The following is a 20,898-nucleotide window of genomic DNA, read 5'->3' as shown; positions in this document are numbered from 1 at the left end:
GAAATAACAAATGGGTACTCCGAAATAACAAATGGGTACTCCGAAATAACAAATGAGTACTCCGAAATAACAAATGGGTTGGCATAACCCGCAATTCTCTTCTGAGCTTTCCGATGATATCCACCCAATGCAGTTAAAATAATGAAGCGATCGCCCTCCAAACCTGATTATTTCTAATCTGGAAACCAACTGGAGACTCAAATGACCACAGCAACGATAGTAACACCACCAAAGGAATTACCTCTTCTGTTTGAGGGAATGACCTGGAGAGAGTTTAAAGCAGTTGAGCAATTGTTAGACCGTCCAGGATATCGGCTCTCTTTTCTGGATGGAATTCTGGAGATCCGGCGAATGCCTGGAGAACCCCACGAAACTGTTAAAAAGAGGATTGCTGCATTATTGGAGCTTTACCTGCTCATGGCAGGGTTCGATTTTACTCCAACTGGCTCAATGACTCTGGAAAGCGAAACAGTCGCCGTCAAGCGAGAGGCGGATGAATCTTATAAACTTGCTCCTGGTCGGATGCTACCCGATCTGGCGATCGAAGTGGTGTTTTCTAGTGGCGGCATCAACAAACTGGATGCATACAAGCGGCTGAAAATCAAGGAAGTGTGGTTTTGGGAAGATGGTGTCCTAGCAGTCTATCATCTGCGGGGAGAAGGCAATACACTTCACTATGAAAAGGTTTCTAGTAGTGAAGAGGTGAAAGGAATCGATCTGGATTTGTTATTACGTTGCATGAATATGGTGAATCACGTAGAGGCGATCAAGACTTTTCAACAGGCGCTCCAGAAATAGGCGATCGCACATCTTTATGGGATGTTAGGTTTCATACCATGTCCGCATAATTAGTTATGATTTCCCCAGTCATTGCACCCTCTCGAAGAGCCTACGCTGTACACAGAAGTTTGAAATAGCTTACTCATCTGGGTTTTAGCGTCAGTTTTACCCCACCCTAACCCTCCCCTTGTAAAGGGGAGGGAACCGGATCTCTGATCTCCCCCCTTTGCAAGCGATGCCCTGAGCTTGTCGAAGGGGGGGGATTAAGGGGGGTAATTAATTATACATAAGAAGGCAAATTAGTATTAAGCCTATCCTCTTCTAGAAGAGAGGTTTTTCAATCTTTTTGTTCAGCGCAGAGACTTTAAGCTTTCAGTCTTTTGCACTAAGAAATCAGTGAAGATGCTCATAATCGTGCGCTGACGTAATTTCACATTAGCATTAATAGACATCCCTGATTGCAAGGGAATTTGACGCTGATTAATTAGTAACTTCTGCCCATGTAGGCGAACTTTTGCAGAAAACCGCCAGAAATTATAAACTTGGTCTGGAGGTAAGGCATCAGAGCCAATCTCAACTAGTTCGCCTTTAATATCACCATACTCTTGGAAGGGAAAAGAATCAATTCTTACATCCACTTGTTGCCCTTCTTTGACAAAGCCGATGTCACGGTTGGTGATGTAGACGTTAGCAACTAAGTTATCATTAGGAACGAGTTTCAGAAGCGGTTCGCTGGAATTAACTACAAATCCTGCTGTTTTGGCTTTGAGTTCAAAGACAGTTCCATCTACGGGTGCTGTAATTTTCTGATATTTCAGAGTTTGTTCTGCTTGAGTTAACTTACTATCAATCTCTCCAATCTGACTATTAATTTCATAGAGGCGTTTTTGATTATCTACAATTACCTTGGTTAATTGGCTGTCAATTCCGGCAATGTTTTTGTCATTATCTGTAATTTTGGCTAGTAAATCTTCTTGAGACACAGCCGCAGTATTGCGAAATTTTTGATTTGACTGTGCGATCGCTAATTGTAATCGCTGTTGTTCTCTACTCAGTTGGATCACTTCAGCTTGTTTAGTGCTGACATCCTGTTGTTGTTTCAAGTATTGCACCTGGGAAATCGCCCCCTGTTGCGCTAGAGGTTCAAACTTGCGGAGAATTTGTTGATTAATTGTCAGCAACTCTTTAGCGCTACTTAATTCCGCTTGAGTTTGGAAAAATTGCTGTTGTGTCTGTCCCGTTTCTAAATTAGCTGTGGCTAAACGCGATTCCAACTCTATTTGGCGATTTCGCAAACGTAACTGCTGCTCTCTTGTGAGACTATTTCCAGCAGTCGCACCATTTAACTGTGTCCGATACAACTGGTTTTCGGCAATAATGGCTGCTCGGCTTTTGGTCAAAAAGGCTAGTTCTGGTTTAATTTTCAACAGAGCAGTTTGCTGTGCCACTTCTTGTAGTGATATGCTCCCTTGAAGCTGACGGCGATAGAAGTCATTTTCTTGCTCTAGCGCCTGTTTCGCCAGCAATTGAGTCGCCCGACTTTGCTTTAATGAGGTTAACTCCGCCTCCGAAGAAGTTTTTTCTAGGGTAACGAGCGTTTCACCTTTTTTGACTCGCTGACCATCTTTGACTAAAATCTCATTGACAACACCATGAATCGGAGCCTGAATTTCTTTAACTGCACCCTGTGGTTCTAGCTTGCCAGTAGCATGAATTGATTCATCAATTTGGAAGACTGAGGCCCAGATTACGGTGAAGGTGCTAACTCCAACAATAGTCCAAGCGATCGCTCGTGACCAAGTAGGTGTCTGTTGTAAAAGTACTGGTTGATCGAATTTATATTGAATATTCATAATAAATGGGGAATGGGGAAAGGGAAAGGGGAAAGGTTCAAGTTTTGAGTTCAAAAGCTCAATGTTCAAGCAAAAAGGTGCAACTTCCGAGTTTAAAGGCTCAACGTTCGAGCAAAAAGGTGCAACTTCCGAGTTCAGAGGCTCAACGTTCGAGCAAAAAGGTGCAACTTCCGAGTTCAAAGGCTCAACGTTCAAGCAAAAAGGCTTAACTTCCAAGTTCAAAAGCTCAACGTTCAAGCAAAAAGGCTTAACTTCCGAGTTCAAAAGCTCAACGTTCAAGCAAAAAGGCTTAACTTCCGAGTTCTGAGCTTGAAGCAATAATATTTCCTCCTGACTCCTAACTTTTACCTCCTAACTCAGCACTCAGCACTCAGCACTCAGCACTCAGCACTACACTTTCGCTTCTTGTTGCTGATACAGACAGTAGTAATAACCTTTGAGCGCCATCAATTCTTCATGAGTACCCTGTTCTACTACAGCACCTCGATCCATCATCAGAATGACATCGGCATGGCGGATTGTGCTGAGGCGGTGAGTAATGAAAAACACTGTTTTATCTTGAAAAGCTGTTGCCAAGTTACGGCAAACTTGGGCTTCGGCATTGTAATCTAAGGCGCTGGTAGCTTCATCCAAAATCAGTAATTGCGGGTTTTGTAGAACAGTACGAGCGATCGCTACTCGTTGGCGTTGTCCTCCAGATAGTCCTGAACCTCTCTCGCCGACACGGGTGTTATAGCCACTGGGCAAAGACATAATAAAGTCGTGGGCATAAGCTACCTTGGCAGCAGTAATAATTTCTTCATCGCTAGCATCAGGATATCCCAAGGCAATGTTTTCGCGGATGGTGCCATCGAATAGTAAGGTATCTTGTAACACCATACCAATCTGACGGCGTAAAGAATAAAGTTCTACTTTGCTGATATCATAGCCATCAATCAAGATTTTGCCGGACTTGGGTTCATAAAGTCTGGGTAATAATTTTAGCAGAGTGCTTTTACCGGAACCGCTTTGACCAACAATTCCCACAAAAGAGCCAGCCGGAAAGTCTAAGTTAATATTGCATAGTTGCATTGGCCCGTGTTCCGAGAAACTGAAGCTGAGATTTTCAAAGTGGACGCTACCTTGAACACTGGGCATCAGGATATTTTGACAGTTACCGATTTCTACTTCTTGGGGAGTGTCTAAAATATCAGCAAGGCGTTGCAGAGATAGAGCGGTTTCTTGGAAGTTCTGCCAAAGTTGCATTAGGCGTAACAAGGGACTGGTGACATAACCAGCCAGGATGCGGAAAGCGATGAGTTGTCCCAAAGTTAGGTGCTGATTGAGAACGAGAAAAGCTCCCACCCACAGCACTAACATACTGGAAAACTTGTTGAGAAAACTGCTAACAGAACCGGCAGTAGTTTGGGTAGAGACTGTTTTAAAACCAGCGCTAATATAACGAGCATAGCGTTCTTGCCATTGCCAACGCGATCGCATTTCTAAATTTTGCGCCTTGACTGTCTGCATTCCTCCCATCACTTCCACTAAATAAGATTGCGTCTCGGCATTACATTCTGCTTTTTCTTGCAATTGTCGCCGCATCACAGGTGATACCATCAAGTTGAGCAAGCCAAACAACGGTACTGTTGCCAAAGCTACCAAGGTCAACACCGGGCTGTAAATCGCCATCACTACAATGTAGACTACTGAAAATACAGCATCCATCACCACAGTTAAAGCTGTACCAGTTAAGAAAGAGCGAATGTTTTCCAACTCGTGAATTCGCGTTGCCAATTCTCCTACAGGACGGCGTTCAAAGTAAGATAATGGCAGACGTAACAGGTGATTAATCACCTCAGAACCAAGGGCGAGGTCAATTCGGTTAGTGGTATCTGTAAATAAATGAGTGCGGATACTGGTGAGTATTGCTTCGATGACTGCTACTACTAGCAAAAAGATGCCAAAAACTTCCAGGGTATCAGGACTATTGCCAACCAATACTTTATCAATAATCACCTGTGTGGCGAGGGGATTTACCAGCCCAAACAGTTGGATAACAATAGAAGCAATGAGTACTTCAATTAATACTTTGCGATAGCGCCGCAGTGAGGGTACAAACCAACTCAAACTAAACCGCGCCTTGGGAGTATTTTTGGTGGTTTGTAGCAGCAGGACTTCTCCTTCAGCCCCCCAATTTTCGGCAAAGTCTCGAAGTTTGTAGCGCAGTAGTCCCATCTCTGGAACGGCAATGAGTAACTCTTGATTGCTATTTTTGTAAATAATTGCAAAACTATCTTGCCAAGAAATCATTACTGGTAGTTGCAAGCGTCCGACTGCGGCGGCGGGAACTTTCACCATCTGTGTTGTCAACCCCATCAACTCAGCGGCGGCGGCGCAAAATTGCAGAGATATAACGCCTTTCTGTTCGTGCTGCTTTGTCAATACTCGCTGCAATGTATCTCTGCGCCAAGAAATGTTAAAGTATTGGCTCAACATCTGGAAGCAAGCTAGTGTTGCATCCAGCGGCCCTCTACCCTTGATATAAGGAAACTTCTTTTGTTTCCCCTTAGTTGCTGGTGCTTCTGTGACAGTAATTTCTGAGGCGTAGGGAATCTCTGCGGGTAAGAGTGTTTTTGGTGTAGGAGAAGCGAGATTTTCTCTAAATATTGATTTGGGCAATCCCACCAAACGCATATTTGTATTAAATTTCAGCTTGGGGTTGAGTTCATCCAACTCTAAGCGACTCCCAACAGGGAACTCAGCATCAAAATTACTGCTGACTAACCACAAAAATTCTGAATCTAACTGCTGGCGGAAAGCTTTGCGTGCAGGAATTGTTTGGATAATCGCAACTTCAGTTGCAGCTTGGGCAAGCTTAACTAAATTTCTGCTACCATCTGCGCGACGGCTGAGTTCTTCGGTAAGTAGTTCATATACTTCTAAAAGAGTAATTTCATTTTGCAACGCTTGGACAAAAGCCTCTTCCTGCTTGAGTAAAGTTAGAAAACCAGCAATAGGTAGATTAATAGCGATAACTTCAGTAGAAGCGATCGCAGTTTCACAAGCAATACCCCGTACATGACTTACCCAACCCAAAACCTCTCCTGGTGAGAGTAACTTCAGTGTCGCCGGATTTTGTCCTTGGGAATTGTAGGTTAATAAACGTGCTTGTCCTTGGTATATAATGCTAATCCAATTGGGCATAGCTTCCCTGGTTACTATTACCTGCCCGATGCGATAACGACAAAATTGCACCTTGTCGAGCAAATTTTCTAAAACATTTGGTGGCAAATAATTAAAAGGAAATAAATCGGCAATATATTCTTGAATATCAATAGTTGTATTTGTCATCATCTTGCACCCGATTTTAATAATTTTTAAGCAGCTTTCGCTTCTTGAGGCTGTGCTGGTTTGGTGTTGATTCCCATCCAGGCTTTTTCTTCTGGTGATAGTTGACTTAGTTGCTGTTGAAACCAAGTTTCAAAATTCTCTTGCAGCAATCGTTGGCGCATAAAATCGTCCAACTGGGCAGTTATAAACTTTTCCACGCGTATAATTATCCATGAGTCTCCAAAGGCTACGGGTGGTTGAACTATACGTACTTGACTTGTGCAAAGTAACTGAGCAAAATTGGGAGCGATCGTACCAAGCTCTACTGGGCCGATGATGCCATTTGTATCAGCTTCTGGCCCTTGAGAATATTCACGTGCTAGTTCCGAAAATGATTGTTCTCCTTCTGTAATTCGGAAGAATAGCTCGTTAGCAGTTCCTCTGCTATCAGTCCGAATTAAAGAATAAATGACTTTATCAAAATGCCTTTTGTATTTGAGGAAGTAAGATTCTAGTTGATGTCCCCAAGTTATTTGCTTGAACTTTTCGACTCTCAGCTTTCGGGTGGCGAAAAGTTCTAGTTGTTTTTGAGTCAAACCATAACGCAAACACCAATCTTGGATTTTTTCTTCGCTGTTTAAATCCCAATGCTGATAAAATTGCTGTAGAGCTTGAGATGTTTCGGCTGGTGTGCAGGTAATTGGTGCGTTGGCGTAGCCCGTCGTAGATATCGCTAATTCAATAATGCTCTGAGATAACAATTGCGGGATTAGATTGTAACTTGCTAAAAAGGGAATAATTTCTGGCGGTAAGAGGGCGCTGCCGCTACGCCCGTTGTAGACATCGCCTAGTTGTAATGTTTTATTCATATTTGTGCAAATATTTGAGTCGTACAGACATAAATTGAGAAATGCAAGCGGTATTCAGGTATGGATTTGTACCGCTTGCATCATTTGCATACTCTTGAAAGCATTGTATAGCAATGCTTTCAATTACCACCACTCATTAATGCCTAAACTTAAGCAAAGGTAGTAGTGAAATGGTCAAAAGTCAAGTTAAAGCTAGTATTGCCAATAAATTGATTGACCTGCAAGAAGTAGTTACCAGATGAAGTAATGTTAGAGATTACATCCGACGTAGTACCACCCCTAGTAGAGCTTGCAACTACCTCATTTGCATCAACAATGCGATTGTTGTTAAAGTCTTGAATCAGTCTGATGTCAGCATCACTTGTGAGTCCACTCAATGTAATGTTGACACCTTCAAACGATCCTAGAGAGAATTGGTAAACATCTGCTGTGTCAAAGTCGGCTACAGAACCAAATTGATTAATATCAGCTGACAAGTTGCCAAGTTCAACCTCTTTAGGCAGAAGATTGCTCAAATCGCTTGTCGAGTTGGGTGTAGTCGCAGACACGGCAAAATCATAACTTATAGTTCCTGAACTAGCAGCACCGCGAATGACTTGGGCAAAATAAGTCCCTGTATTTTCCTGATTATTGATAGACTCATCTCTGTTACTAGACCTAGTGGACAAATCAACTGATTGGTCATTAGCATCAAAAATCCCGTTACCATTGTCTCGAAAAAGTAACAGTTCGGGATCACCAACACTGATATCTGTCACAGTCAGATTGATGTTTTTGGTACTGCCGATTCGAAACTGAAAGACATCAGTAGGATCGGATGTAGTTAAAGTGAAGTTGTTTCTAACAACAGGAGTAGTGCCTATTGTACCAAGATTGAAAAGTGCCATTTTTTTGTCCTTTAAGTACTGATTGTGATTTGGTCAAATTCAGGTAAGTTGTGGTTTGCACAGATGTAAACTTTCTATTTGAAGTTACATTTACTGGAATTTGGTGGCTTAGAGTTTGATGAAAATAAATAAAATTTATTATCTTCAATAGAGCCTTAGCTGTTTGGTTTTGTGCTTGCCGTGTTCAAAACCTGTTGTTTAACCATGAATCTAAATTAAGCTGTTTCTTCAATAAACACAGCATGAAAAAGACTTCAATAGTTAGGTATTTGGAAGTAAATTCCAAATGCTTTGTATTATTTAGTCATAAAAAGTCTTATAACTCACCGTTGGCGTAATTGAGAGTGAGTTTGATGAAATAAGAGATGTGTGAAGAAGTAGGCAAAAGCTTGTATCAAGGCGATGGTAGCACTACAAGCCTTGTTGTCATTGATACAAAAAAGCCTCTGATAACTCAAAGGCTTCTTATGATTAACTGGATGTTTCTGGTAGTCTTAAAGCGATCGCTAATTTATGAGTTTTCACTCCTCACTTGCTACACTTCACTTCATCACCGACGATAGAACCCCACAGACATACATCTGTGCCTAAATCCCTTCCCCGAAGGAAGCTTAAAAAATCTTTAACATCAATTTTGTTGAAATATTTGATTGATGCAGCTATAATTATGCAATGAAGCGGTAAAGTTCAGGTATAACTTTCTGCAACTTGCATCATTTGCATACCCTTGAAAGGATTGCCGTACAATACTTTCAAGTACTACTCACCACTCCCGATGCCTAAACTTAAGCAAAGGGGGTGGTGAACTAGTTAAAAGTCAAAGTGTAGTTGGTGCTATCTTTGAATTACTCGACCTGTAGAAAGTATTTACCAGCATTATTAATATTAGAAATAATATCTAAGGTAATACCGCTCTTAATAGAACGGTCAATTTCCTCGATTGCGATTAAATCAAATTAGTTGGATATCAGCATCGTTGCTCAGTCCGCTTTAGTTAAGTCTGATGTAATTTTTTTGTCTAAAGTCTGAAATAAAAGCGGCAAAGTTCAAGTATGATTCTTTGCCGCTTATATCAAGTCCAGGTAATTAGTTATGATTCCCACAGTCATTGCACCCCACTTCCAGCCCCTCCCGAAGAGCGGGGAGGGGAGACGAAGCGTAGCTTTGGCGGGGTGGGGTTCTTGGGGTTTAGTAAGTAATCAAGCGGACATGATATTACATCATTTGCATACTCTTGAAAGCATTGCCGTACAAAACTTTCAAGTACTATTCACCACTGCCGATACCTAAACTAAAGCTTGGGGGGTAGTGAAGTGGTCGAAAGTCACAGTGTAGTTAGAGGTAGAGAATTGAGTGACTTGCAAGAAGTAGTCACCAGATAAGTTAGTGTTGGAAATAAGCTCTGACCCAGTACCTCCACTAGTAGAGCGTGCAACTTCCTCACCAGCATCAACGATGCGATTGTTGTTAGAGTCCCGAATCAGCCGGATGTCAGCATCACCGTTCAGTCCGTTCAATCTAATGTTGACACCCTCAAAAAATCCTAAAGAGAAGTTGTAAACATCAGTAGTGTTCTGGTTATTGACATTACCTGTACGGGTAACATCAGCTGACAGATTACCAAGTACAAATTCTTTAGGTAGAAGGTTACTGAAACTGGCTGAAATCGGAAAAGTTCCAGATGGTGCAGTTGCAGACAAACCTAAATCGTAACTAACACTGCCTGAACTACTTGGTGCAAAGCGAGAAACTTCAGCAAAAAAAGTACCTGAGCTAGTTTTAAAGTTAATCGCCTCATCTTGGTTGCTTCCACGATTGGAAACAAGTCCAACATTTCGGTCGAAGCTGTCCAATACACCGTTATTGTTAGCATCTCGAAACAGTCGGATGTCGGCATCATCACCAGCGCTAATATCTGTCAGAGATAGGTTAATGTTTTTGCCACTGGCGATTTGAAATTTAAAAACATCTGTGGGGTCTGTAGTAGTTAAAGTAAAGTTATCTCTGATAACAGGGGTACTACCTACTGTACCAAGATTGAAAAGTGCCATTTTTTTGTCCTTTAAGTGCTGATTGTGATTTGGTCAAATTCAGGTAAGTTGTAGTTTGCACAGATGTAAACTTTCTATTTGAAGTTACATTTACTGGAATTTAGCGGCTTAGAGTTTGATGAAAATAAATATTATTTATTATCTTCAATAGAGCCTTAGCTGTTTGGTTGTGTGCTTGCCGTGTTCAAAACCTGTTGTTTAACCATGAATCTAAATTAAGCTGTTTCTTCAATAAACACAGCATGAAAAAGACCTCAATAGTTAGGTGTTTGAAAGTAAATTTTAAATGCTTTGTATTATTTAGTCATAAAAAGTCTTATTTAGCGCAAACAGTACTGATGTTGCAGTGACGTAAAATCTATCAGCATTCTCTAACCTTTAGCTGAGAGAGCAGCTTTAACCCAATCTTGTCAAGTAGTTTCCGAGCGATGGTAATTGACTTTAAGCGATCGCTTTACTCCTGCTCGATTTTACCAAAAACTATCATTAACTTTTAACTGCTGGCAGATGCTTTTTTTCAACTTTCCTACTCTGCATACTAAGCTTTTTCCGCCATGTCTCCATGTAAATGTAAAACACTGGAGTCAGATAGAGAGTTAATATCTGAATCTGAGAGAACGCCAATCCACCAACGATCGCAATCCCCAAAGGACGACGCGCTTCTGAACCTACTCCTGTCCCCAGAGCAATGGGCAATGTCCCAATTAAAGCTGCCATCGTCGTCATCATAATCGGGCGGAAGCGAGTCAAGCAAGCGGTATAGATGGCATCAAAAGAATTTTTTCCTTCCTTTCGCTGCGCAACAATTGCAAAATCTACTAGCATAATGCCGTTTTTCTTGACGATACCCACTAGCAGAATGATGCCGATGAAAGAATAAAGATTTAAATCAACCTGGAAAATCAGCAGCGTCAATAATGCGCCAAAACCCGCCGAAGGCAAACCGGAAAGAATGGTGATTGGGTGAATGAAATCCTCATAGAGGATACCGAGAATCAGAAAAATTACTAAAATAGACACCAACAACAGTACGCCTAAATCATTGAAGGATTGTTGGAAGGTTTGGGCTGAACCTTGAAAGCTGGGGGTAATTGTTGAGGGTAGCACCTCACTGGCTGCTTGCTTTATAGCATCTGTAGCCTGACTTAGAGATGTTCCTGGGAGCGTGTCAATCAATTACCTGCCCCAAATCCGATCGCAATAGGCAAGGTTCCCATTAATGCTGCCATCGTCGTCATCATAATTGGACGAAAGCGCACCAAACAGGCTTGATAAATTGCCTCAGACGGTTTTTTCAATTCTTCTCGCTGGGCTTCAATTGCAAAATCCACCATCATGATCCCGTTTTTCTTAACGATGCCCACTAAGAGAATTATGCCGATGAAGGAGTAAACATTCAGTTCAACATGGAATATGATCAGCGTTAACAATGCCCCAAAACCTGCTGAAGGCAAACCGGAAAGAATTGTAATTGGGTGAATGAAATCCTCATAGAGAATACCCAAAATCAGATAAATTACTAAGATAGCGATCGCTAACAGTAAACCCAAACTCGGCAGTGAACTTTGAAATACTTGGCTTGCGCCCTGAAAACTGGTGCTAATGCTCTTAGGAATCACTTGATCGATCAGTTCTGCAATTTTTTGGTTTGCATTTCCCAAGGACGCACCAGGGGCGAGGTTAAAGGAAATGGTAGCAGCATTCATCCGACCGTTATGATTAACCATTAACGGGCTGACTCCCTGAGATAGTTTGGCGAATGTCTTCAGAGGAACTGCTACTCCTGTGCTGGAGTTAATGTATAAGGTCAACAGAGCATTAATATCTTGCTGATATTGCAGTGCTAATTCCAAAATCACCTGATACTCATTGGTCGCTGCATATATGGTTGACACTTGATAGGAACCGTAGGCACTTCTGAGGGTATTTTCGATTTGCTCGGCGGTAATCCCATAAGTTGAGGCTTTATCGCGGTCAATGTCAATTTGAATTTGGGAAGCAAATTGTAAATCGCTGTTGACATCCTGGAGTTCTGGCAAGTTCTTCATCTTGAGAACAAGTTGCGGAACATATTCCTGCAAGGGTTTGACATCAGAACTCTGAAGTGCGACCTGATAAAGTCCTGTGCTTTGCCCGGCGCCAATGGGTATTGCTGGAGGATTTTGTAAGAATACTTGGATGCCTGGAACAGTGGCGAGTTTGGTTCGCAAATTTTGCACGATTTCGTCGGCCCCTAGTTGGCGCTGCGATCGCGGTTTTAACCGAATAAACAAACTACCAGAATTGGCTGCAACTGCCGCCCCACTGCCACTAGCACTCGCTCCCGCCCCGATATTGGAGTTGACTGCATCTACATTCGGATCTTGACGAATCAGGTTAGCAACTGTCTGTTGATGCTGGACAAGATTATCAAAGGATGCATCCTCGGCTGCTTGGGTAATGGCTGTAATTTGTCCGGTATCTTCGCTAGGAATAAAGCCCTTGGGAACTACCACCAACAACCCAACTGTCACCACCAATAGAAAGACGGATAAAATCATTGTGGTGCGGTGATATTTTAAGACTTTTTTGAGACTCCAATTGTAGAGAGCGAGGAAGCGATCGAATACATATTCGGAAGCTTGATATAACCGACTTTGATTAGCACGATCTACAGGACGCAGAAAACGGCTGCACAACATCGGAGTCAAAGTCAAAGATACAAAACCAGAGACGAGAATTGCCACTGCGATCGTCACAGCAAATTCATGAAATAATCGTCCCAGCACTTCACTCATGAACAACATGGGGATGAACACTGCAACTAAGGAAAGTGTCATCGATAGGATGGTGAAACCAATTTCTCTCGACCCCTTCAACGCCGCTTCTAGGGGACGTTCCCCCATTTCCATGTGACGGACGATATTTTCTAGCATGACGATCGCATCATCCACGACGAAACCCACTGAAAGGGTTAACGCCATCAACGATAGGTTATCTAGTGAGTAGTGCAGCAAATACATCACCGCAAAAGTACCAATCAGGGAAACGGGTAATGCCAAACTGGGAATCACCGTCGCCGAGAGGTTCCGTAAAAAGATGAAAATTACTAAGATAACTAGAGCGATCGTCAGAATCAACGTAAATCTGACATTATCTACTGAATCTCGAATCGATTGAGACGCATCATAGAGAATACCAATTTCCACGGATGCCGGAATCTGTTCTCGCAAATTCGGTAGCAATTTCTTAATCGTGTCTACGACCTGTACCGTATTGGTTCCAGGCTGTCTTTGAATGGTGAGAATAATGGCGCGAGTATTGTTATACCAGCTTGCTACTTTGTCATTTTCTACACTGTCAACAATCCTACCCAGTTGATTGAGATAGATGGGCATTCCATCTTTATAAGATACTATTAACTGACGATAAGCAGCCGCATCCTCAAGTTGACCGTTAGTTTGGACTGTAAAATTCTTGTAATTTCCCGAAAGACTGCCAGTAGGCAAATTAACGTTACCTTGTTGAATCGCCGTCGCCACCCGATCTAGCCCAATTTGCCGCGCTGCCAATTGTTGCGGATCGAGTTGAATTCGAGCTGCATACTTTTGGGAACCGTAGAGGGCTACCTGTGCTACCCCATTGATTGTAGATAGCTTTTGCGCCAAATAAGTCTCGGCATAATTATCTACCTGAGAAAGCGGCAGAGTCGTAGAATCGAGGTAAAGGTAAAGAATCGGTTGATCGGCGGGGTTAACTTTGCTGTAAGTGGGAGGATTAAACAGCTTCAGCATTAGCGATCGCTTCTCGATCTGCTTGTAGTGTTGCTGTAGCCGATTTGCTATTGGAAAGGTATTGCTGTGCTTGATCTAAACTAATCGCGCCTTTGTTATATAACGAAGTATAGCGATCGCTAATCAACAACTGTGCCAGTATGCCCTGCAGATTGAAGATCAGGCAACCTTGCAGGAACGCAACCGAATTGCCCGCGAAATTCATGATGGGTTAGGACACACTCTCGCCGCCCAAACCATACAGATTAATAACACTCTGTTGTTTTGGCAATCTAATAATGACAAAGCATTGACATTTCTCAAACAAGCAAAAGAATTGGGGGCTGAGGCGTTGCTAGAAATTAGGCGATCGCTTTCGGTTTTGCGTTCAAATCCTTTGCAAGGGCAATCTCTCAAATCAGCCATTGAAAAGCTGCTGACAGATTTTCAGCAAACCACAGGTATTCAACCGTCCTGTAAAATTGATGTACCGCACACTTTACCGACAGAAGTAAACACGGCTTTATTCCGCATTGTGCAAGAATCGCTGACAAATATTTGCAAACACGCCGAGGCGACGATTGTCACCGTTAAACTTCTGGCTCACGCTGGAATGATTCATCTGTCAATCGAAGATAATGGAAAAGGTTTTAACCCCACTCAAAATACAACCGGGTTTGGATTACAAGGGATGCGAGAACGGACGGTTGCATTAGGCGGCCAGTTGAATCTCCACAGTCAACTAGGAACAGGTTGCTGTATTTCTGTTTCTTTGCCACTCTCAAAGCTGTTGGTGTTTTAGCTTATGATTCAGATTTTATTAGTTGACGATCAGCATCTTATTCGCCAGGGACTTAAGAGTATGCTTGAGTCGAATGCAGAGATGCAGGTAATTGGTGAGGCAGAAAATGGGCAACGGGCACTTGAACAGATTGCCGCGCTGCAACCTGATATTGTGCTAATGGATATCCGAATGCCCGTAATGGATGGAGTTGCCACCACAAAAGCGATCGCTCAACAATATCCTGACATTAAGGTTCTCGTCCTCACCACCTTCGATGATGATGAGTATGTTTTCCAGGCGATGCGGCTGGGTGCAAAGGGCTATTTGCTCAAAGACACCGAACCAGATGAATTAATGTTGGCAATTTTATCCGTCTACAAGGGACAAACCCTACTCGGCCCGGGATTGTTTGAGAAAGCACTCACGCCGATTGCCGCACCTGCCCCGTCTGTGCAACCCCCTCCAGAATTGGCGCAACTTACACCCAGAGAATTAGATGTATTGCGGTTAATTGCTTGTGGAGCCAATAACCGGGAAATTGCTGAATCGCTGTTTCTTTCAGAAAACACTGTTAAGAACTATGTTACTAATATTCTGAGTCGGTTGAGTTTACGCGATCGCACTCAAGCCGCTTTGTTTGCCCATTCGTTGTTTAGTGAACTTAAATAGAGTCTACTTGGGCAAGGGAGATATCGTTCGCTAGAAAGACAAATAGCTAGCAGCACTTCTCTACGAGAGGCTGCGCTCAGTGACCGAGGAGCAGGGGGAAAGAGTTAGAGACAAACCATTTATATCAAGCATTTCGTGAAATGGTATTAATCCTCTCCCCAAAGCATCGGCTACGGCGTACACACAAGTTTTTTAGAGTTGCAGTCTAGCTTAGGGTGGGCTAATCTTTGCAGGTCGATGCATTGGCATAACAAGTCGATGTATTGGCATAACAAGTCGATGCATTGGCATAACAGGTCGATGTATTGGCATAACAAGTCGATGCATTAACATAACAGGTCGATGCATTGGCATAACAAGTCGATGTATTGGCATAACAAGTCGATGTATTGGCATAACAAGTTGATGCATTGGCATAACAGGTCGATGCATTAACATAGCAGAGCAAGATGTGGGGCCAATACTTGTCGGTTAAGGGGAAAAGGGGAAGGGGAAAGAAAAAACCTTTAACCTTTACCCTTTAACCTTTTCCCCAAACCCAATGCCGAGTTGAAAATGCACAAAGCGAGCAGTATTGGATGTGGGGCAGCTTTAGAAGACTTTTGTGTATACCGTAGCCCAATTGGGGGAGTTAGAGGGGTGAGAAGGACTTGTGTATACACCGTAACCAACTTGGGGAGGGAAGACAAAGCGTAGCTTTGACGGGGTGGGGTTCAAATTTTGTAGTTTATGCAAAAAGTCTATTGCACATTGTGTATTAATGCACAACAACTGAATATAGATATTTTGATATCAAGTCCGGGTAATTAGTTATGATACCCACAGTCATTGCACCCCACCCCCAGCCCCTCCCCGCCTGCGGGGAGGGGAGACAAAGCATAGCTTTGGCGGGGTGGGGTTCTTGGGGTTTAGTAAGTAATCAAGCGGACATGATATGACATACCCTTTCAGGGATAATTCTTGTTATACAGCAGCCTACAGGGAGAACTTAATATGACATCTCCAGAAACGGTTACATGGCTACAAGAACGCACGTCTTTAGGAATTCTCTCACCTGAAGTATTAAATGCGATCGCTCAAGTAATTGAAGAACAAGTAGTGAGTGCCGAAACTGACTTAGTTAGTGAAGGCAATTCTCCAGAAGCTCTTTATATTCTTGTAGAAGGTCAACTTGAAAGCAATAGCACCAATCAAAGCAACCCAGCTTTAGCTTGTGGATTTCTCCCCGGTGCAGTGATTGAACTCAAAGAATTGCTGTTGGAAGAATTAACTCCATTCACAATTACGACAGTAACCGAATGTCACTTGTGGGTTGTACCTGCTGCTAAATTTCGGGAATTAGTCACTCAATACCCCGAAATTGCTCAGGCTTTTTCGCGTCAATTGGCTCAAGAATTAGCTCAGGTAACATCTGCACTTGGCTATGAACAAGAACGTTCTATTGCCTTGCGGCCATATTTAGTCACCAAAGCGCAACGGGGAATTGTCGGTACAAGTCGCTATGCTGTACGGTTGCGGGAGCAAATTCGAGAAGCAGCTGCTGACCGCGAATCAGTGGATATTTTCGGAGAACCAGGGTTAGAAAAAGACAACATAGCAGCTCTCATCCACTTTGGTTCTCCCAAACGGCGAGAACCAATTATTAAAGTAAATTGTGGTATTCTCCAAACTAGCGGTGCAGATTTATTTGGTCGCGCTGGCGGCAAACCCGGACTGTTGGAATGGTTGGGGGAAGGTACTCTAGTTTTCAACAACATCCAAGAATTGCCCAAAGAATTATTACCTGCCGTGACGGATTTGCTCAAAACTGGTACATATACCCCCGTCAGTCGTTCTGGAGACCCAGTAGCCGAAGCTCGTCCCAGTAAAGCCAGAATTCTCATTGTTTCAGAAAAAACTCAGCCGACAATTGAACGCTGTATTGGTCACATTATAAAAGTACCACCGCTACGGGTGCGGAAAGCTGATATTCAGACACAAGTTGAATATTATACCAGTCTTTACACTCGCTCTAGAGGCGTTTCTAAACCGCATATTACCCCAGAAGCTTTGCGTCGCCTCCAGTCTTATGATTTTCCTGGCAACCTCAAAGAATTGAAAAATCTGGTAGAAAGAGCGATTGTCCAAGCTGAGGGTGCAAATGAATTAACAGAAGAAATTTTCTGGCCAGCCGAAACTAAGAAAAAACGATTTCGGGTAAATCTGTTAAATGCCTATCCTTCCTTAAGGCGGTTTTTACGTAGTGACTGGTGGCCCGATCGCATTAATTATGGTTTTACTGCAACAGCTTTTGCGATTATTGTTGCAATATTATTTATTGGGCCGCAAACCCGCGATCGCAATTTCGTATTAAATCTATTTTGGGCTTGGTGGTGGCCTTTCTTCTTATTTCTCTTTCCCTTTTTGGGACGTATCTGGTGTTCTGTTTGTCCCTTCATGATTTACGGGGAAATTACCCAAAAGTTATCTTTATGGCTGTGGCCTCGAAAACTCAAGCGCTGGCCGAGAGAACAAGCTGAGAAATGGGGCGGATGGTTCCTCTTTGGTTTATTTACCCTAATTTTCTTATGGGAAGAACTCTGGCATTTAGAAAATACAGCTTACCTCAGCGCTTGTTTGCTGCTGTTAATTACTGCTGGGGCGATGATTTTCTCAGCTATTTTTGAGCGGCGGTTTTGGTGTCGCTATCTCTGTCCCATCGGCGGGATGAATGGTTTGTTTGCCAAACTCTCAATGACGGAACTCCGGGCACAGCAAGGGATATGTTCTGCCAGTTGCACCACGTATCAGTGTTATAAAGGTGGGCCGCAAAAAGGCGAAGGGCTAGAAACCAATGGATGTCCTTTATACTCACACCCAGCGCAGTTAGAAGATAACCGAGATTGCGTACTGTGCATGACTTGCCTCAAAGCCTGTCCCCATCGTTCCGTTGAGTTCAACTTGCGTCCCCCTGGAATTGAACTGTGGACAACTCATGTACCCCGTACTTATGAAGTAGCATTATTGTTTTTGCTCTTGGGTGGTATATATCTACATCGCTTGCCAGAATTGCAATCTTGGTTAGGGCTGCAACTAGATTTAACTGATTTTTGGCAGCACTTGGGATTATCGCTGTTAGTGTTAATTATCCCAGCAGCTTTTACCTTTGCGGCTTATGGCTTGCTCCAACTGTTCAACGCTAACCGTAAGCCTCGAAAATTTGTAGAGCTTGCATATAGCTATCTTCCATTAGTTTTAGGGGGAAACTTGGCTCACTATCTGCGTTTAGGCTTGGGCGAAGGCGGGCGAATTTTACCTGTTACCTTTGCTACTCTTGGTTTGAGTGGCGAACAATTGCCAATATTAGTTGCTCACCCGGCTGTGATTGCCTTTTTGCAAGGTGCAACGCTAATTTTCTCCGTGTTAATGACTATGTTATTAACCCAAAAGATTGCCAAGCAACCAGTGCGATCGCTCATGCTGCAACACCTAGCAGCGATCGCTTTGGGAGTTAGTATGTGGGCAATTATCGTCTTTTGAGCTTTACATCTTCCACCAGGCGGTTTTTAATCGCCTGGGCTAGGTGGAAAATGTGAGTTAAGAACATTCTTCCCTACGAACGTGATAGAAAATACTTATATGATTTATGATTTTTGACTCATAGTGTAAGGATTACAGATAATGCACGTTATAAAAAGAGCGATCAAACCAGCAACTTATATATCCTTCCTCCACATTTACCAAACGACTTGGGGGACTGCTGGTGATATTTGTTTAATCCGCGAATCTGTAGCTAATGATAGTACAGCGAAGTTTATCGGGCACAAAATCCAATTAGTAGTTCCAAAAGGGTTAGAGCGCGATCGCATCGCCAACTGTCCAATAATTAAAGTTGCAGGTAATGTCGGCGACGGACATCCCAAAGAACACCCGTTGGAATGGGAGGCTTATGAAGGTGTAAGTGAAGAAATAGCTTTAGCGGCTCTCAAACCTTGGGGCTTCAAGTTAATTGAACTCTAATGTATTAAACCAGGCTTGTAGATCTGCGTAGTTTACCGCCGTAGGCATCGCCTGAAAATCCAACAATGCTTCACCGAGATTTTCTAATTGTTCTAAAGAGAGAGTTTCAATTCGGTCTAGCATCTCTTGGGGTAATTCTCCCACCCGTCGAGTAAGTTGACGGAGAATGAGCAATTGCCCTTCTGCTTTTCGTCCTTCTTCCCGTCCGCGTTGTTCGCCTTCAGCGAGAATTTCTTGATAAATCACTGATTCGCGCATCATAATTTATTGGTTCTTACTCTAATGTATTAAACCAGGCTTGTAGATCTGCGATCGCCTGAAAATCCAACAATGCTTCACCGAGATTTTCTAATTGTTCTAAAGAGAGAGTTTCAATCCGGTCTAGCACTTCTTGGGGTAATTCTCCCACCCGTCGAGTCAGCAGACGGAGAATCAGCAATTGTCCTTCTGCTTTTCGTCCTCTTAGTTCTCCTTGTTGTTCGCCTTCAGCAAGAATTTCTTGATAAATCACTGACTCGCGCATCATACCCTCCCGAAATAATTGTCGAATCAAGTCTTGATTGTATTTTAACCCCGCTAAGATTTGGGTATACGCGGAAATTTCTGGTCGTTGTCTTGGCTCAAGTTGATTAACTTTTCTCACAACTTGTTGCAACAAAGCTTGGGGTTGCGTGGTTGCCGCCAGTGGTGCTAAGGGTAACAAAGCTGGCTCATTGAGGAATAGTTCAGGATTTTCTTCCCAGAAGCGAATCACGCGATATTCATGACGGGTAGTTTCGACACAGAAGACAGTTTCAATTACTGTTCCTGGTGCAGGGGGAAGTAATAATACGACAACTTGCGTTATTGGTAAACGATACAAACGATACAAGCGTACCCAGTAATCTAGCATCCGCAAGGGTAGGGGTGGCGTAGATTCTAGTTTGGTTTGAAATTCCAGATGGAGAATGCGTCCTTGTAGTTGTAAGAATGTGACATAATCAGCGCGAATTGGTTCAATGCTCAATTCGGTTTTGAGAACTGTGACGGAAGTTTGCGGTGTTCCTAATACCCAACTGGCAAAGGTAGCAGGATGTTTTTCGGATAGTAGTTTGCAGAGGTTATCAAAAGACATTAGCGATCGCTAACAATTGAACAGGTGTTGTTATTATCTCGTGCAGTGGTTTGAGTAGGCGATGTCTACGATGGTCACTGACTTGTACTGAGCGCAGCCGAAGTAGCTTGTCATTGGCGCAGCGTCTCGTAGAGAAGTGCCGGCTATTCGGCGTCGCACCATCGCTCAAGGAAGCTCATTATTATACTTTGGGCGTATCTTTTTAAATTCCTGTAACTGTAATAATTACAGTAATATTCCATTTTTAGCTAGGTTGAGTTATCAGACGGTAAAAAGATAACTGTAGCGGTTCCTGATTTACTAGTAAAAAACCTAACTCCTTTCTCTTTCCCTACAAAAGAAATTACGAATTACGAATTACAAATTACGAATTATACAAATGTATCTGCACATAATTAAAAAGCGATCGTCGCTCTTTTTCCTTTTTCCTTTTACCCTGCTGTTGACTCTCCTCCTCGCCCTGCCTTGGGTAAGCGCGAAAGAAGCGCCTAAGCCGAAGCCGGAAGCGTGGCAGATTAACGGTATCGTTGCTGCCCTTGATGATGGATATGACGGAGTAAAAAAACTCGCTTTTGATAAATTCAATGAATATGATCTAAAAAATTTAAAATTGGTGTTTCAAAAACCAGAGGATATTGCTCAGAAAGCTGCCAAAATCCTCAAAGATAAAACCGTTGACGCTGATATTCGTTCCAGTGCAGCATCGGCATTGGGAAATCTGGGGGAGGCTGCCAAACCTTACGTCAAAGACATCCTCGACTTCCTCAAGGATAAATCTGTTGACTCAAATGTTCGTTCCGGTGCAGCATCGGCATTGGGAAATCTGGG

General features: G+C 42.9%; 16 protein-coding genes and 1 pseudogene. 7 read left to right on the top strand and 10 right to left on the bottom strand.

Going from position 1 to position 20,898, the window contains the following annotated elements; translation table 11 throughout:
• Positions 1-201 precede the first annotated feature (201 nt).
• Positions 202-798 (top strand): Uma2 family endonuclease, encoded by a 597-nt coding sequence (locus tag RMY16_RS29775; RefSeq protein ID WP_322739396.1) that lies wholly within the window; start codon positions 202-204, stop codon positions 796-798.
• Positions 799-1,130: 332 nt separating this feature from the next.
• Here the strand turns inward: RMY16_RS29775 and RMY16_RS29770 are convergent, their stop codons facing one another.
• The 4 genes from RMY16_RS29770 to RMY16_RS29755 form a co-directional block, all read right to left on the bottom strand.
• Positions 1,131-2,951, bottom strand: coding sequence for an HlyD family efflux transporter periplasmic adaptor subunit (locus RMY16_RS29770; protein ID WP_322739395.1), 1,821 nt, complete (start codon positions 2,949-2,951; stop codon positions 1,131-1,133).
• Between the two features lie 72 nt (positions 2,952-3,023).
• Positions 3,024-5,969, bottom strand: a complete 2,946-nt coding sequence (locus RMY16_RS29765; protein WP_416211715.1) for a peptidase domain-containing ABC transporter — start codon at positions 5,967-5,969, stop codon at positions 3,024-3,026.
• A 23-nt stretch (positions 5,970-5,992) separates the two neighbouring features.
• Complete coding sequence (locus tag RMY16_RS29760) at positions 5,993-6,814, bottom strand: peptidylprolyl isomerase (RefSeq protein WP_322739394.1); 822 nt, start codon at positions 6,812-6,814, stop codon at positions 5,993-5,995.
• Between the two features lie 149 nt (positions 6,815-6,963).
• The gene (locus RMY16_RS29755) at positions 6,964-7,701 is read right to left on the bottom strand and encodes a PPC domain-containing protein (RefSeq protein WP_322739393.1); all 738 of its coding nucleotides are present in this window, start codon (positions 7,699-7,701) and stop codon (positions 6,964-6,966) included.
• 365 nt (positions 7,702-8,066) lie between these two features.
• Between RMY16_RS29755 and RMY16_RS29750 the strand changes: the two genes are divergently transcribed.
• The gene (locus RMY16_RS29750; RefSeq protein WP_322739392.1) at positions 8,067-8,264 is read left to right on the top strand and encodes a hypothetical protein; all 198 of its coding nucleotides are present in this window, start codon (positions 8,067-8,069) and stop codon (positions 8,262-8,264) included.
• Between the two features lie 723 nt (positions 8,265-8,987).
• On the opposite strand, the gene RMY16_RS29745 is transcribed toward RMY16_RS29750, so the two are convergent.
• From RMY16_RS29745 to RMY16_RS29730, 4 genes are all read right to left on the bottom strand, one after another.
• Positions 8,988-9,752 (bottom strand): PPC domain-containing protein, encoded by a 765-nt coding sequence (locus tag RMY16_RS29745; RefSeq protein ID WP_322739391.1) that lies wholly within the window; start codon positions 9,750-9,752, stop codon positions 8,988-8,990.
• Positions 9,753-10,238: 486 nt separating this feature from the next.
• Positions 10,239-10,928 (bottom strand): efflux RND transporter permease subunit, encoded by a 690-nt coding sequence (locus tag RMY16_RS29740; protein WP_322739390.1) that lies wholly within the window; start codon positions 10,926-10,928, stop codon positions 10,239-10,241.
• Positions 10,925-13,525 carry an efflux RND transporter permease subunit gene (locus RMY16_RS29735; RefSeq protein ID WP_322739389.1) on the bottom strand — a complete coding sequence of 867 codons (2,601 nt, stop codon included), beginning with the start codon at positions 13,523-13,525 and terminating at the stop codon, positions 10,925-10,927. Before RMY16_RS29735 ends, RMY16_RS29740 begins: the two co-directional genes overlap by 4 nt.
• On the bottom strand, positions 13,509-13,655 hold the full coding sequence (locus tag RMY16_RS29730) for a hypothetical protein (protein ID WP_322739388.1): 147 nt from the start codon (positions 13,653-13,655) through the stop codon (positions 13,509-13,511). Before RMY16_RS29730 ends, RMY16_RS29735 begins: the two co-directional genes overlap by 17 nt.
• Before the next feature lie 39 nt (positions 13,656-13,694).
• Here RMY16_RS29730 and RMY16_RS29725 point away from each other — a divergent pair, with 39 nt between their 5' ends.
• The 4 genes from RMY16_RS29725 (at position 13,695) to RMY16_RS29710 (ending at position 18,956) form a co-directional block, all read left to right on the top strand.
• Positions 13,695-14,306: a sensor histidine kinase gene (locus RMY16_RS29725; protein ID WP_322739387.1), complete on the top strand. Its 612-nt coding sequence runs from the start codon at positions 13,695-13,697 to the stop codon at positions 14,304-14,306.
• A gap of 3 nt (positions 14,307-14,309) precedes the next feature.
• Positions 14,310-14,957, top strand: coding sequence for a response regulator transcription factor (locus RMY16_RS29720; RefSeq protein ID WP_322739386.1), 648 nt, complete (start codon positions 14,310-14,312; stop codon positions 14,955-14,957).
• Positions 14,958-15,950: 993 nt separating this feature from the next.
• Positions 15,951-18,476, top strand: a complete 2,526-nt coding sequence (locus tag RMY16_RS29715) for a cyclic nucleotide-binding domain-containing protein (protein ID WP_322739385.1) — start codon at positions 15,951-15,953, stop codon at positions 18,474-18,476.
• Positions 18,477-18,617: 141 nt separating this feature from the next.
• Positions 18,618-18,956, top strand: coding sequence for a hypothetical protein (locus RMY16_RS29710; protein WP_322675499.1), 339 nt, complete (start codon positions 18,618-18,620; stop codon positions 18,954-18,956).
• Here the strand turns inward: RMY16_RS29710 and RMY16_RS29705 are convergent.
• Positions 18,942-19,217 (bottom strand): annotated as a pseudogene (locus RMY16_RS29705) (DUF4351 domain-containing protein); the annotation flags it as partial. The gene RMY16_RS29710 and the pseudogene RMY16_RS29705 overlap by 15 nt on opposite strands.
• A 13-nt stretch (positions 19,218-19,230) precedes the next feature.
• Positions 19,231-20,070, bottom strand: coding sequence for an Rpn family recombination-promoting nuclease/putative transposase (locus tag RMY16_RS29700; protein WP_322739384.1), 840 nt, complete (start codon positions 20,068-20,070; stop codon positions 19,231-19,233).
• A 379-nt stretch (positions 20,071-20,449) separates the two neighbouring features.
• Here RMY16_RS29700 and RMY16_RS29695 point away from each other — a divergent pair.
• On the top strand, positions 20,450-20,898 hold a 449-nt coding region (locus RMY16_RS29695), incomplete at its 3' end, for a HEAT repeat domain-containing protein (protein ID WP_416211714.1).

Origin of the sequence: Nostoc sp. DedQUE12b (assembly GCF_034530835.1) — a bacterium.
Taxonomy (GTDB): domain Bacteria; phylum Cyanobacteriota; class Cyanobacteriia; order Cyanobacteriales; family Nostocaceae; genus Nostoc.
Note: the sequence above shows the minus strand (reverse complement) of the source record. Positions and strands in the feature narration are given on the sequence as shown.